This is a genomic window from Shinella oryzae, assembly GCF_023038235.1.
In the GTDB taxonomy this organism is placed as follows: Bacteria; Pseudomonadota; Alphaproteobacteria; order Rhizobiales; family Rhizobiaceae; genus Shinella; species Shinella sumterensis.
The window spans coordinates 2,877,413-2,891,685 of sequence record NZ_CP081987.1; the positions used below are offsets into that span (position 1 = coordinate 2,877,413).

At 66.0% G+C, this 14,273-nt stretch carries 13 protein-coding genes and 1 riboswitch; of the genes, 1 reads left to right on the forward strand and 12 read right to left on the reverse strand.

Annotation, left to right across the window (positions count from 1 at the left end; all coding sequences use genetic code 11):
- Nucleotides 1–430: 430 nt before the first annotated feature.
- The 4 genes from K6301_RS14070 to thiB form a co-directional block, all read right to left on the reverse strand.
- Nucleotides 431–1,936: a M48 family metalloprotease gene (locus tag K6301_RS14070; RefSeq protein WP_484593999.1), complete on the reverse strand. Its 1,506-nt coding sequence runs from the start codon at nucleotides 1,934–1,936 to the stop codon at nucleotides 431–433.
- Nucleotides 1,937–2,149: 213 nt separating this feature from the next.
- On the reverse strand, nucleotides 2,150–2,869 hold the full coding sequence (gene thiQ / locus K6301_RS14075) for a thiamine ABC transporter ATP-binding protein (protein WP_247217788.1): 720 nt from the start codon (nucleotides 2,867–2,869) through the stop codon (nucleotides 2,150–2,152).
- Nucleotides 2,862–4,502, reverse strand: coding sequence for a thiamine/thiamine pyrophosphate ABC transporter permease (gene thiP, locus K6301_RS14080; RefSeq protein ID WP_247220628.1), 1,641 nt, complete (start codon nucleotides 4,500–4,502; stop codon nucleotides 2,862–2,864). The genes thiQ and thiP overlap by 8 nt, the downstream gene beginning before the upstream one ends.
- A gap of 16 nt (nucleotides 4,503–4,518) precedes the next feature.
- The gene (gene thiB, locus K6301_RS14085) at nucleotides 4,519–5,526 is read right to left on the reverse strand and encodes a thiamine ABC transporter substrate binding subunit (RefSeq protein ID WP_247217790.1); all 1,008 of its coding nucleotides are present in this window, start codon (nucleotides 5,524–5,526) and stop codon (nucleotides 4,519–4,521) included.
- Between the two features lie 37 nt (nucleotides 5,527–5,563).
- Nucleotides 5,564–5,675, reverse strand: a riboswitch (TPP riboswitch).
- 188 nt (nucleotides 5,676–5,863) lie between these two features.
- Here thiB and K6301_RS14090 point away from each other — a divergent pair.
- Nucleotides 5,864–6,043 (forward strand): hypothetical protein, encoded by a 180-nt coding sequence (locus tag K6301_RS14090; protein ID WP_247217791.1) that lies wholly within the window; start codon nucleotides 5,864–5,866, stop codon nucleotides 6,041–6,043.
- 95 nt (nucleotides 6,044–6,138) lie between these two features.
- Here the strand turns inward: K6301_RS14090 and K6301_RS14095 are convergent, their stop codons facing one another.
- The 8 genes from K6301_RS14095 to K6301_RS14130 all read right to left on the reverse strand — a co-directional run bounded on the left by K6301_RS14095 (nucleotide 6,139) and on the right by K6301_RS14130 (nucleotide 14,218).
- A complete protein-coding gene (locus K6301_RS14095) occupies nucleotides 6,139–6,999 on the reverse strand; it encodes an RNA polymerase factor sigma-32 (RefSeq protein ID WP_247217792.1) in 861 nt (286 codons plus the stop codon).
- Nucleotides 7,000–7,230: 231 nt separating this feature from the next.
- Entirely contained in the window at nucleotides 7,231–7,800 is a 570-nt protein-coding gene (locus K6301_RS14100) for a CarD family transcriptional regulator (protein ID WP_119257839.1), read from the reverse strand.
- A gap of 369 nt (nucleotides 7,801–8,169) precedes the next feature.
- Complete coding sequence (gene fdxA, locus K6301_RS14105) at nucleotides 8,170–8,508, reverse strand: ferredoxin FdxA (protein WP_247217793.1); 339 nt, start codon at nucleotides 8,506–8,508, stop codon at nucleotides 8,170–8,172.
- Between the two features lie 218 nt (nucleotides 8,509–8,726).
- A complete protein-coding gene (locus tag K6301_RS14110; protein ID WP_247217794.1) occupies nucleotides 8,727–9,146 on the reverse strand; it encodes an RNA-binding S4 domain-containing protein in 420 nt (139 codons plus the stop codon).
- 3 nt (nucleotides 9,147–9,149) lie between these two features.
- Entirely contained in the window at nucleotides 9,150–12,218 is a 3,069-nt protein-coding gene (locus K6301_RS14115; RefSeq protein WP_247217795.1) for a helicase-related protein, read from the reverse strand.
- A gap of 253 nt (nucleotides 12,219–12,471) precedes the next feature.
- Entirely contained in the window at nucleotides 12,472–12,792 is a 321-nt protein-coding gene (locus tag K6301_RS14120) for a hypothetical protein (protein WP_247217796.1), read from the reverse strand.
- Between the two features lie 117 nt (nucleotides 12,793–12,909).
- Entirely contained in the window at nucleotides 12,910–13,491 is a 582-nt protein-coding gene (thpR, locus tag K6301_RS14125; protein ID WP_247217798.1) for an RNA 2',3'-cyclic phosphodiesterase, read from the reverse strand.
- Between the two features lie 82 nt (nucleotides 13,492–13,573).
- Entirely contained in the window at nucleotides 13,574–14,218 is a 645-nt protein-coding gene (locus K6301_RS14130; protein WP_247217800.1) for an arylesterase, read from the reverse strand.
- Between the last annotated feature and the right edge of the window lie 55 nt (nucleotides 14,219–14,273).

Sequence of the window (14,273 nt, forward strand, 5' to 3'; positions counted from 1 at the left end):
TTGGCGCTCCGTGGAAGGTGTCTCCACCTCCCGGCCTTTCTCCATGCCGGCGGACGATGCCGACGCATCCGCCAATGCCGATCCCCTTGTGTGCCGCACAGGCACGCCCGGCGCGCCGTTCGGGGCCTGAGACGGGATCGGTCCGACATCCCGCCATTTCCCCCGTGTCGCCGGAGGGAGACCATTTTCCGCAGGCCCGGTGCATGAGGTTTTGCGTCATCCCCTCAAGCCCCGCGCCGACCCCGCCTCGCCGCAACGCCTTGCGGTGTATCCGAGGGCGGGATGGGGGCATTGTAGGGGCGGGTGGAGAAGGCGGGGAAATCGAGGCGGGATTTTGTTGGAAAATCAGCGGGCGCGATGCGTTTACGTCCCCGGGTCAAGCCCGGGAATGACGACGGCTACGGCAAGCGCCGATAACCGCACCTGCGCATTATTCGGCGATGATCTTGTATTTCTCGCCGGGGCGGACCGTGCTGGTGACGGTCATGGCGTTGATCAGGCGGAAGAGGTCGAGCTTGCGGTCGGTGCCGAGCATGCGGCCGGCCAACGTGGCGACGGTATCGCCCGGGCGCGCGGTGACGACGCGCACGCGCAGCGGCTTCAGGCTCTCGACTTCCGCCGGCGTGAGCTTGCGGAACGAGGTGCGCAGGGTGTTTGCCGTCGGCTCCAGCGCCGGCGAGCCGGTCGGCACGGCCGTCAGGAAACGGTAGATCTTCTTGTCGATGCGCACGACGGTCACGTCGAATTCCCAGCGGTCGGCGGCGGCGCGCGCCGTCGCGGCCTCCAGCCCGTTGAGGCTGACGGAGCGGATCGTGTCGGGCCTCAGGCCCGTCACCCAGCCGCTGGAAATGTAGTTGACGAGGTTCTGGCCGCGGCTGTCGGCCACGCCGTCGAAGCGGATGGCGACATCGCCGGGGCCGGTCGCCAGCACCGCATCGGCCTTGTTGTCGATCTGGAAGCCGGCCGGCACGTCGAAACGGATGCCGAGCTTGCCGTGCAGGAAGGTCTGCCCGCGCACATAGCCCTCTTCCGGCGCATCGCCGTAGAGCAGCCCGTCGATGCCGGCGAGATAGTAGTCGCGGCCGCGATCGCCGACGGTTCCCTCCGCGCCGAAGGCACGCGCATGCATGCGCGCCAGTTCCACGCGCTGCGGTGCGTTGGGGTGGCTCGACAGGAAGTCGAGGCTCTGGTCGGCATCGGGATCGACCGCCGTGAAGCGGGCATAGGCCGCCATGGAATCCAGGAAGCGGGCGGCGGCGTAGGGGTCGTAACCCGCCTCGCCCAGCATGCGCACGCCGATGACGTCGGCCTGGAGCTCCTGGTTGCGCGAGAAGGCGGCGAGGCGCAGCTTGCCGCGCGCCAGCGCCTGCTTGCCGGCGATGTTGCTGGACAAGACCTCGGCCACCACGCGGCTGGCGATGACCTCGGCCTCTTCCTTCTTCTGCCGCTCGATGCCGTGGTTGGCGGTGACATGCGCCATTTCATGCGACAGGACGGCGGCGACTTCGGAGGCATCGTCGGCAAGCGCCAGCAGGCCGCGCGTCACGTAGAGATAGCCGCCCGGCAGCGCGAAGGCGTTGATCGCGGGCGAATTGAGGATGGTGATGCGGTAGGACTGGTTCGGGTTTTCCGAGACCTGCGTCAGCGCGCCGGTAATGCGCGCGACAAGCCGCTCCGTCTTGGCGTCCTTGTATTCGCCGCCATAGCTCGCGACGATGCGCGGATGCTCGCGCGCGCCCATCTGGGCCCGCGGGTCGTTCTTCTGCACCTCATCGACGATCTGCGGATTGGAGGACGGCGCGATCGTCGGCTCGTAGCTCTGCTCGATCAGCGACTGGCAGCCGGTCAGCATCGTGGCGGCGAGCAACAGGGCCGCGACGGGCCTGGTCACCCCGCGTCCGGATACGATTGCAGCTGCCTGCCTTGCCTTCGCCATGTCTCTAGCCCACGCCCCTTGATGGGTCCGCTCCCGGTCTGCAGCCAAAGCATGCGGACACGGCGCGGATCGTGCGTTTGTGAATGCAGGAGATAGACGCGCCCCATACGGTCGGCAACTCCCTATTCAACAAACGGTTCCCATGTGGCTCCGGTGACACAGGGGGGCGACCAAATTGTGGCACCGGGCGCGGCAAAACCGCCGCGGCCCACGCTAAGGCACGGAACGGCCGAGGAATTTCGCGATGTCGGCGGGCTCCCGCCGGGCGAGGAAATCGCCGGCCGGCTCGTGGAAGCGGATTTTTCCATCCGTCACGTAGATCACCTCGTCCGCCAGCCGGCCGATATCCTCGGGCTGGTGGGTGATGAACAGCATGGTCGCCTGCGTCTCGGCAACGAGGCCGGCAAGCAGCGCCGCCATATCCGCCCGCATGGCGGGATCGAGTGCGGCGAAGGGTTCATCGAGCAGCAGGATCGGCCGGCGGCGCACCAGCGCGCGGGCCAGCGCCACCCGCTGCCGCTCGCCGCCCGACAGCGACCCGGGCAGGCGCGTCTCGTAGCCGCCGAGACCGACGCGGGCGAGCGCCTCGGACACGCGGCGCCGCCCCGCCGCATCCAGACGCAGCCCCGGATCGATGCCGAGGCCGACATTGTCGGCGATGGTGAGGTGGGAGAACAGGTTGTTGTCCTGGAAGACGATGGAGACCGGCCGCTCGGCGGGATCGCGGCCCGCCATGTCCTCGCCCAGCAGGCGGACCGAACCGGCCGCCGGCGGCTGGAAACCGACGATGACATTGAAGAGGGTCGACTTGCCCGCACCCGACGGGCCGACCACGGCGACGGCCGCGCCGGGCTTTATGGCGCAGTCGAAGGCGAGCGTCTTTCCGGCAAAGCGCACGGTGACATCGGAGAGGGCGATGGCGGTATCAGGCATCGGGGCCGGGCCTTTCGGGGACGCGCTCGGGAGCGGTCGAGGGCAGCGTCAGGAGCAGGCAGAGCACGCCCAGGATGAGCGCGATGCCGGCGGCATCGGCCGTGCGGTAGCTTGCCATGCGCGAATAAAGCAGCCAGGGCAGCGTGACGAAACCCTCCGCGCCGAAGATGGCGACGGCGCCGAGATCGCCGAGCGACAGCGCCATGGCGAAGGCAAAGGCGGTGAGGAAGGGTTTCTTCAGCGCCGGCCAGTCGATCGTCATGAGGCGGCGGGGACCCGTGATGCCGAGGCTGAGCGCGAGGCGCGCCGTGCGGGCAAGATGAGTGCGATAGGCAGGCCCCAGCACGCGCACCACGAAGGGAAGCGCCATCAGCGCATTGATGACGGTGACGATGGCCGGGGCGAAGCGGCCGGTTTCGCCGAAAAGCCGCAGCATGAGGAACCAGCCCGTGGCCACGACGACCGGCGGCACGAGCAGGATGAGCGAGCCGACGGCCGGAAGCGCGCCCGCCATTATCAGCCGGGCCGGGCCCGCCGCGCCGCTTTCGGCGAGCTGCGGCACCAGCACGACGGGCAGCGCGATGGCGAGGCTGAGGCTGGCGGAGGCAAGCGAGATCGCAAGGCTGGTGAGAAGCGCGCGGTGCAGCATCGGATCGAGCGCGAGCCGGCCGAAATCGGCGGCGAGGCCCGAAACGAGCGTCGCCAGCAGCGGCGCGGCGGTGAAGAGGGTGAAGGCGAGGATGACGAGCCCGTCCGTGACGCGCCGCCGGCGGCCGTCGAAGCGGCGGATGGCGCGGCCCGCCGTCACGCCCTCATCCTGCGGCCGGCCGAACAGCGAGAGCACGAACAGCAACAGCGCCGTAACCGCGATCTGCAGGAAGGCGAGCAGGACGGCGCGGGCGGGATCGAAATCGAAGCGCAGCGCCTGGTAGATCGCGACCTCGATGGTGGTGGCGGCCGGCCCGCCGCCGAGTGTCAGAACGAGGGTGAAGCTCGTGGCGCACAGCATGAAGACGAGGCCGGCAATGCCCGGCAGCACGCGCCGGATGACCGGCCATTCGATGAGCCGGAACACCGCCACGCCGCCCATGCCGAGATTGGCCGAACTCAGCCAGTATTCCGCCGGGATGCGGTCGAGCGCGGCGACGAGGAAGCGCACCGCGAGCGGCAGGTTGAAGAAGACATGGGCGATGAGGATGCCTGTCAGCCCGTAGACGCTGACCGGATTTTGCAGGCCGGCAAGGCGCAGGAGATCGTTCACCACGCCCTGGCGCCCCCAGATCTCGATGACGCCGAGGGCGGCGACGAGCGCCGGCAGGCCGAGCGGCACGGCCGACAGCCGCAGGATCCAGACGCGGCCGAGAAAGGCGCGCTGGCGCGCCAGGGCACGCGCCACGGGAATGGCGAGCGCCACCGACAGCAGCGTGGAAAGCGCGGCCTGAAGGAACGTGAAGCGCGCCACCCGCAGGATATAGGCATCGAACAAAGGCGCGCCCGCGCCGGCCCCTGCACCGGCCCCTGAACCGGCATGGGCAAGCAGCACGGCCGTCGCCACGCCGACGAAGGCCAGCACGCCGCCAAGCGCGAGCGCGCCGGCGATATCGAGCGTGCGTCTTTCGGCGCGGGCGAAGATCACGGTGTTGACCCGGCTACTTGGCGCTCATCACGGCGAGCCATTCGTCGATCCAGGCCTTGCGGTTGGCCGCGACCTCCTCCGGCGACATGAGGAAGGTCTTCTCCGGCTTGACCAGCGCATCGAAGGCGGCGGGCAGCGGATCACGGGTCTTGCCAGCCGGCATCATCCAGTTGGTTTCGGGAATGATCGACTGGAAATCCGGCCCCGTCATGTAGGTGAGGAACTGGCGGGCCAGCGCCTTGTCGCCGGCGGTGCGGGTGAGGCCGGCAACCTCGATCTGGATATAGTGGCCTTCCGAGAAGGCGGCCGCCTTGTAGCGCTCGTTCTTCTCCGCGATGACGTGATAGGCGGGCGAGGTCGTGTAGGACAGCACCATCGGCGCCTCGCCCTTGGTGAACAGGCCATAGGCTTCCGACCAGCCCGGCGTGACGGTCAGGACACGCCGCTTGAGCTTTTCCCAAGCCTCGGGCGCCTTGTCGCCATAGACCGACTTGACCCAGAGCAGCAGGCCGAGGCCCGGCGTGGAGGTGCGCGGATCCTCGATGACGATCTTCTCCGCGGGGTCGCCTTCGACCAGCTCCTTGAGGCTGGTCGGCGGGTTCTTCAGGGTCTCGCTGTCATAGACGACGGCGAAGTGGCCGTAGTCGTAGGGCAGGAACGTATCGTCGGAGAAGCCGCCGGGCACCGTCAGGTCCTTCGGCGAGAGGCCATGCGCCTCGAACAGGCCCGTGGCCTTCGCCTCGGCGATTAGATTGGTATCGAGACCGAGCACCACGTCGGCCTTGGTGCCCTCGCCCTCCAGCTTGAGGCGGGTCAGGAGCTCCACGCCATCGGCCACGCCGACCCATTCGACCTTGCAGCCGCATGTCTTCTCGAACTCTTCCTTGACCTTGGGGCCCGGGCCCCATTCGGCGATGAAGCTCTCATAGGTGTAGACGGTCAGCGTCTTTTCCTGCGCCGATGCGGGCACAGCGACACAAACGGCAAGCGCCGTAACCAATGTGGAAAGTAGCGTGCGCATCCGCGCCTCCTTGTTTGTCACAACGGGAATAGGGCGCTGGATTGAGCCGTCTAATCCCTCCGCCGGTACGAGCCGGATCAGGTTCTTCGGGTTGGCGTGACGCCTCTCAGCCAGCAGACCGAAACCTGCGGGCACCCCGTTAGAGCAGCACAAGGCATAATCCGGCCCGCGACGGCGCGCAAGGGGCGGACCGGAGAGCAAAGCCCGGCAGGCGGGAATGGACGGAAAATCGGCCTGTTCCGTAGGAAACAGCGGGCAAGGCGGCGCTGTGCGACCTTCTCATCACCGGACGAGAACAGCTCGTCGCATCCATCAGGCCAGAGATCAGGAGAGACCCATGCGCAAGACCATCGTTTCCGCCACTGTTGCCCTCGTCGCCGCCGTTTCCTTCGCGGCACCGTCATATGCCTGCTACGACAGCTATGGCTACGAGCAGCCGCAATGCTTCATCAAGAAGGTGAAGTCCTACGATTATTACGGCGACGTCGTGATCCGGAAGATCAAGATCTGCAACTGAGCGTCATCATAAATGACCTCCCCGAAGGCCCGGATGTCCCTGCATCCGGGTCCTTTGCTGTCGGGAGCGCGAGGAAACAGCCGGCGTCAGGCTGCTCAGGCGTAGGCGAAATCCGTGGTCTTGCTGACCAGGACGGCCTTCAGCTTTTCCAGCGCCCGGTTCTCGATCTGGCGGACGCGCTCCTTGGAGATGCCGAGCAGGACGCCCAGTTCTTCAAGCGTTGCACCGTTTTCGGCGAGGCGGCGGGCGCGGATGATCTTCATCTCGCGTTCGTTGAGTTCGCCGAGCGCCGAATAGAGCCAGAGATGGCGGCGTTCGCCATCGATGGAGCCTTCGGCCTGCTCGTCCGGCAGGGGAGCCTCGCTGGCGAGAAGATCGATGCGGCTGGCGCCCTCGCCCTCATTGGGCGAGATCGGCGCCTGCAGCGAGATGTCCGACGAGGACAGGCGCGCATCCATGGTGCGCACGTCGGCGGTGCTGACACCGATGGCGGCGGCGATTTCCTGATGCATGGCCTCGGCGGTGAGACGGGTATCGCCGCGGGCGAGACGGGCGCGCAGGCGGCGCAGGTTGAAGAACAGCGCCTTCTGCGCCGAGCTGGTGCCGCCGCGCACGATGGACCAGTTGCGCAGCACGTAATCCTGAACCGAGGCGCGGATCCACCAGCTGGCATAGGTGGAGAAGCGCACCTGCCGCTCCGGCTCGAAGCGGGCGGCGGCCTCCAGAAGGCCGATATAGCCTTCTTGCACGAGATCGCTGAGCGGCAGGCCGAAATTGCGGAACTTGCCCGCCATCGAAACGACCAGGCGCATATGGGCCATGGCGATGCGGTTGCGGGCTTCCTGATCGTGATTGTTCTTCCAGGCCTGGGCAAGCGCCTGTTCCTCGTCCCTCTCAAGGTAGGGCGCGGACATGGCAAGCTTGATCATGCGGCGCTCTGCGGTCGTCGTAGCCATGCGTCTCTCCACGTGAACCGAACCGGCTCCGGGGAGGCATGAACCACCCGTTCGCCCATAGAGAAGACAGTCCGGAGAGGCTAGTGGATCGCCCGGCACGGCCGGGACAATGCCGCGGCACAGCGCCCTTCGGTCATCCTCGGCCAGTCAAACGGGCGTGCCGCAAAAAAGTTCCATAAAAAAACCCGGCTGTCGCCAGCCGGGCTTTAAATCGTGACGGAGCGCCCTAGATCAGGCGGCCTCGTCCTGGCTGTCATCTTCCTCGATGGCCTTGCCGCGCTTCGGACCCTTGGCGAGGTTCGTCTCGACGAGACGGACGGCTTCGGTTTCCGACATCTTGTTGACGGCGGCGATTTCGCGGGCCATGCGGTCGAGAGCGGCTTCGTAAAGCTGGCGCTCGGAATAGGACTGCTCCGGCTGGTTCTCGGCGCGATAGAGGTCACGGACCACTTCGGCAATCGAGATCAGGTCGCCGGAATTGATCTTGGCATCGTATTCCTGCGCGCGGCGCGACCACATGGTGCGCTTCACGCGGGCCTTGCCCTGGACAACCTTCAGCGCGCGGTCGACGAAATCGGTCTCCGACAGTTTGCGCATGCCGATGGAAACGGCCTTGGCAACCGGCACCTTGAGACGCATCTTGTCCTTTTCGAAATCGATGACAAAAAGCTCAAGCTTCATGCCGGCGACTTCCTGCTCCTCGATGGCCACGATCTGGCCGACACCGTGGGCGGGATAGACGATCGACTCGCCGGTCTTGAAGCCCTGGCGCGTGGAAGATTTCTTCTGCTGGGTCGTCATTCTGTTCAAATACTCCCTGTTACACTCCCCGATGAGGCCGGGGTGGGTCCGGGGACCCGGGAAAGACGGGGGGCACCCTGCGGTGTCACCACTCTGGTCCGTCCGCCATGCGCAAAGAGGTCCACTGCAACGCGATCACATGCGAGCAACCGAGGTTGCCTATGGGAGGTGAGCGACGGTGAGGGATCGTTTGCTTTCGTGGTGGTGTTCGGGCACGCAAAATGCCGCGATGTGGATCAGTATCAGGACCCTACCACAAAAAAGTGCCGAAATCAATAATTTGCTTCGCATGGGTCATCAAGCCTGCCCTATCGCCTTTTGGCGAGGACAGGCTTTTTTCCCCAGCTTCGGCGGCCGCCGTGCGGCCGGTCAGTCGCCCTTGCCCGGATTGGGCGAGAAGTACTGCTCGTACTTGCCTTCCACGCCGTCCATTTCCTTGGCCTCGGGCATCGCATCCCGCTTCACGGTGATATTGGGCCAGATAGACGCGAATTCCGTATTGATCTTCAACCACTTGTCGAGGCCCGGCTCCGTATCGGGCTTGATCGCCTCGGCGGGACATTCCGGCTCGCAGACGCCGCAATCGATGCACTCGTCCGGGTGGATGACCAGGAAGTTCTCGCCTTCGTAGAAGCAGTCGACAGGGCAGACTTCGACACAGTCCGTATATTTGCAGCGGATGCAGTTGTCGGTCACGACATACGTCATGATGAACTCCAGAAAAATCACAAGCAGGCGGACGGCGGAACCGTCCATTGCCGCAAAGCCTGTCACGCAATCGGCTGGCAGACAGCAGGAGATGCGGGAAGCAGGCTGTCCGGTGGCTGAGGTAAAGGCTTTGCGGGCGCTTTGCAAGCGTAATACATGCGCGATCTGCGGCTTGCGAGGTATAGAATTCTAAAGCGCGGCCCGGAACGGCCCGGCACTCAGTCGTCGCCTTCGCCCGGATAATCGTGCAGGCGGTCGATCTCGCGGCGTTCGCGCTTGGTGGGCCGGCCGGCGCCGCGCTCGCGCGTGGCCTGGGCGAAGAGATTGCGTTCCTCGCGCGGCGGCGGGGGCGGCGTCATGTCGCTGTAGAGAAGGCGGGCCTCCTCATAGGGGCCGCGGCGCTCGCCGGTCTGGAGCACCTTCACCACCATGTCGTGGCGCTCGAGCGAAAGCACGACGACATCACCGGGACTCACGGCATAGGAGGGCTGGCGGACGGCGAGATCGTTGACGCGCACATCGCCCGCCTCGACGGACTTCGCCGCCAGCGAGCGCGACTTGCGCAGGCGCGCGAAGAACAGCCACTTGTCGATGCGCTGTCGCGCCTGACCTTCCGGCTGTTCCTCGTCGCGCGCCATGGCCTACTTCTTCAGTTGCTCCTTGAGCGCCGCGAGCTTTGCGAAGGGCGAATCCGGATCGATCGGCTTCTCCTTGCGGGGCGGACGGGCCTCGAACTTCGCCTGTTGCGGCTTTCCGCCGCGCTCGTTGCGCTCGCCGCGCTGTTCGTTGCGGTCGCGGTTGCCACCCTGCGGCTTTCCGTCGCGGCCGCCGCGGTTCTGGTCGGGACGGCCGCGGCCGCCTTCGCGACGCTCGCCGCGCTCACCGGCCTGCTGGCCGCGGTTGCGGTCGCCGCCACGGCGTTCGCCACGCTCGGGCCGCTCGCCGCCATGACGGTGGCCGCCCTGGCGCTGGTTGTCGTGGCGCGAACCCGGACGCCAAAGCAGCACGGGCTTGGCCTCGACCGGCTCGGCGCTTTCGCCGGCAGCCTCGGGGGCTGCGGCGTCCGATGCGGGCGGGGCTTCCGCCGTCTCGGCGGCCGGTGTCTCTTCGACGGGCGTTTCGGACGCGGGTGCTTCCGCGACAGGGGCTTCGCCGGCCGTTTCCTCGGCAGCGTCGGCCTGCGCCTCGTCGGCATCGCCATCCTGCTCGCCTGCGGCGTCCGCCGGAGTGGCGGCGGCCGCATCGGCCGGGGCCTGGGCGGCGAGGAAGGCGGCGGCCTCTTCGGCGGTCACGCTGTCGGCGCGGTAGCCGAGACCCTTGAGGATCTCTTCCATGTCGTCGGGCGTGGCGCCGAGGATGGACAGCATGGCGGTCGTCGCGGTGAAGCGGCGGCCGTCATAGGCGCCGTCCGGACGCGGCGTACCCGGCTTCCACTGAAGCAGCGGGCGGATGAGATCGGCGAGACGCTCGAGAATGTCGATGCGCACGGCGCGCTTGCCGAGGAACCGGAAGCCGGCGAGCTTGTAGAAGGTGCGCTCGAAGCTCGGATCGGTGACGACCGACGTGCGGCCGGCGGCGAGGACCGGAATGAGATCGCCATAGCCCGGCTTGTCGAGGCCGTCGTTCTTCAGCGCCCAGAGCAGCGTGATGAGTTCGGCCGGGGCCGGCTTCAGGAGTGCGGGCATGAAGATGTGGTAGGCGCCGAAGCGGATGCCGTGCTTGCGCATGGAGGCGCGGCCGTCCTGGTCAAGCGACTTCACGTCGTCGGCCACGTCACGGCGGAACAGCACGCCGAGGTTTTCGACGAGCTGGAAGGCCAGGCCCTTGGCGAGACCCTGCAGGTCTTCCGCACGGGAAAGATCGTCGAGCGGCTTCAGGACGGTGGCGATGTGATGGTTCACGAAACGCTCGATGCGGGCGGCGACATGGTCGCGCGCATTGCCCGTCAGCTGCTCGTCGGAGAGCAGGATGACGCGCGGGCGCATGATGTGATCGGACGCGGCAAGACGGGCGACGGGATCGCCCAGCCAGCGCACGGTGCCATCGGAGCCGAGCGCGAGGTCGCCATTGCCGGCCGCATGCAGGCGCGCGGCCCGGGCTTCGAACTCCAGCGCAAGCGCCTTCTGCGCAGCCGCCTGCACGGCCTTCGCATCGGGACCTTCCGTTCCGGAGACGAGCGTGAACCGGAAACCGGCCAACTGCCCGACATGATGTCCTTCCACGAAGACATCGCCATTCACACTGATTTCAGCTTCCAGCATCGCATTCTCTCTCAGGCGCTTCATGAGCACAGATGTCCTGCGATCAACAAAGCGTTTCGTCAACCGTTCATGTAACGCATCGGACAATCGGTCTTCGATTTCCCGCGTCTTTTCCTGCCAGTGTGTCGGATCGGCAAGCCATCCGGGCCGATTCGACACATAGGTCCACGTCCTTATCTGCGCGATTCGCGCCGAAAGCGTGTCGATCTCGCCATCCGTGCGATCCGAGCGGCGGACCTGGTCGGCCATGAAGTCCTCGTTGACCGTGCCGCGCCGGACGAGATCCGCATAGAGCGTCGAGATGAGGTCGGCATGCTGGGCCGGCGTAATGCGGCGATAGTCGGGCAGCGCGCAGGCCTCCCACAGCTTTTCGACGCGCTCGGGCGTGGTGGCGAGCTCACGGATATCGGGGTAGCGCGACAGGTGCTCCAGCGCCTGCTGGTCGACCGCCGGAAGCGCCCGCGTCAGCCCGCCGATCGGCGGGGCGGCCTCCAGCGACAGGCGAAGCGATTGCAGCGAGGAATAATCGAAGCGGGTCGTGCGCCATTGCAGAACCTTGACCGGATCGAACTGGTGCGTCTCGATGCGCTCGACAAGCTCCTCATCGAAGGGATCGACGCGGCCCGTGACGCCGAACGTGCCGTCGCGCAGATGGCGGCCGGCGCGGCCGGCGATCTGGGCAAGCTCGGCCGGATTGAGATTGCGGAACTGGTAGCCGTCGAACTTGCGGTCCTGCGCGAAGGCGACGTGATCGACATCGAGGTTGAGGCCCATGCCGATCGCGTCCGTCGCGACGAGATATTCGACATCGCCCTCCTGGTAGAGTGCGACCTGTGCATTGCGTGTGCGCGGCGAAAGCGCGCCGAGCACCACCGCCGCCCCGCCGCGCTGGCGGCGGATGAGCTCGGCGATCGCGTAGACCTCGTCGGCGGAGAAGGCGACGATGGCCGTGCGCTGCGGCAGGCGGGTGATCTTCTTGGAGCCGGAATAGAACAGCTGGGAAAGCCGCGGGCGCTCGATGACATGGATGCCCGGCAGCATCTGCTCGAGGATCGGCTTCATCGTGCCCGCACCCAAAAGCAGCGTCTCGTCGCGCCCGCGCAGATGCAGCACCCGGTCGGTGAAGATGTGGCCGCGCTCCAGATCGCCGGCAAGCTGCACCTCGTCGATGGCGACGAAGGAGGCGCGCGTCTCGCGCGGCATGGCCTCCACCGTGCAGACCGAAAAGCGCGCCATGTGCGGCGTGATCTTCTCCTCGCCGGTGATGAGCGCGACATTGTGCTGGCCGACCCGCTCGACGAGGCGCGTATAGACCTCGCGCGCCAGAAGGCGCAGAGGCAGGCCGATAATGCCCGTCTCATGTGCCACCATGCGTTCGATTGCGTAGTGGGTCTTGCCCGTATTGGTCGGGCCGAGCACCGCGGTGACCCCGCGGCCGCTCACAATCATGGGTGCTTGCGACAAGACATGCCCCGGCTGGTTCCGTTTCCGGCAACAGATGCCCATCGCAGCCACCGATGGCAAGGGGCAAGGCGAAATGCGCCGGATTTTCCGATGTTTTGCCGGCTCAGGGAACAGCCGCGGAACGAAACGGAGACGAATCGCTGACTCGCCCGCATTCCGGCTTTGTTCACCGCAAGTGCTTGATCGGACTCACGATCCCGCCACAAGATGCTGAATCGGGCCGCTCGTCATGACACCTCTAGAGGCAGGCTATCGGCCCCGATGCGGCATAGCCGGCAAGACCGCATGCCGTCAGGCCCGCCACGAGGATCAGCCCGTGCCAGGCGAGATCGATCCGCGGATGCATGCGCAGCTTCCCGTCGAACAGACACATGAGAAGCGTAACCACGCTGATCACAGCGATTGCCATAAAGGCAAACTGAAGCGGCGGGAAATAAAGCAAGATGAGCTGCCAGCAGCTCCGCGCCCTGAACGGCCCCGCCTCCAGATAGGCGGCTGACGCGAACCCGACCCAAAGCAAGAGATGAGCAAGCACGAGAAGCCGCTTGAACCGCGTCATCGCGATTTCCCCGCCGCATCATTGCCGCTAACCTGCAAGACCATACCAATCGCCCCGATAGTCAGGGTTGAATCGCATGGAAAAGACAACAGGCGGTTAAAGAGGCGTGGACACCTTTCACACCGGATGGTCGTAGATATCCGTGCCGTCCCAGGCGCTTCCGGTGTCGTAGAGGGGGAAGACCTCCTCGGTGAGGTAGGGGCCGCCGCCGACAGATTCCTTGGAGGACATCAGCACGAAGCGGTTCACCATGAAGGGGGCGGTGTGGAAGTTGCCGCGGCCGGTGAGGTAGCGCGCGACATCCTCGGTGCGGGCATTGCGCAGGCGCGCCAGCGTGACATGCGGCGTGAACTTGCGCGGATCGGCCGGCAGCCCGAGCCGCTGGCAGATGCGCTCGATTTCCGCCTGAAGCGCATACATTTCCGGCGCCTGGGTGACGCCGGCGAAGATGGAATGCGGCTTCTTCGACCCGAAGGAGCCGATGCCGGACAGCGCCAGCTGGAATTCCGGCCGCTCGATGCGGTCGAGCCGGTCGACCACCTCGTCGGCCGTGCGGCCGTCGATGTCGCCGATGAAACGAAGGGTTATGTGGAAGTTCTCGACATCGATCCAGCGGGCTCCGGGAAGGCCGCCTCTCAAAAGCGAGAGGCTCATCGCCGCGTTGCGCGGCACTTCGAGGGCGACGAAAAGTCTCGGCATGATGACCTCTCCCTACTGGAATGTAACGTCAGCGAATCACGCAAAGCCGTTTCGCGCAACCCTAATTTCGCACCCGCGAGAATTACTCCCCGGCCTTGAGGGAGGTCAGGAAACGTTCGGCGGCCGGAAGCATCGCCTGCACCATTGCATCCACGCCTTTCGCGTTGGGGTGCATGCCGTCCTCCAGCTGGAGATCGGCCTTGGTGACGACGCCTTCGAGGAAGAACGGATAGAGCGGCACGTTGTGCTTCTCGGCGAGCTTGCCGTAGACGGCGTTGAAGCGCTCGGCATATTCGGGGCCCATGTTCGGCGGCGCGAGCATGCCGGCGAGCAACACGGCGATGCCGCGCTCCTTCAGCCGCGTGATCATCGTGTCGAGGTTCTTTTCGGTCTCTTCGGGCGCAATGCCGCGCAGCGCATCGTTGGCGCCGAGTTCGAGGATCACGCCCTGCGTGCCGTCGGGGATCGACCAGTCGAGGCGCGCAAGGCCGCCGGAGGTCGTATCGCCGGAAACGCCGGCATTGGCGATCTCCACCTCATGCCCCTTGGCACGCAGGGCGGCTTCCAGCTTGACGGGGAAGGCGTCGCCCGCCGGAAGCTGGTAGCCGGCCATCAGGCTGTCGCCGAAACCGACGAGCTTGACGGGCTCGGCGCGCGCGGCACCGACGGATAACAAAGCTGTGATCGCAAGGGCGGTTAAAAATCCGAGCGTCGCTTTAAACGCCATGGCGAGGTTCCTAGATTGCTGGCATTGCGGTTCTTCACAATCATATAGGGCAGAA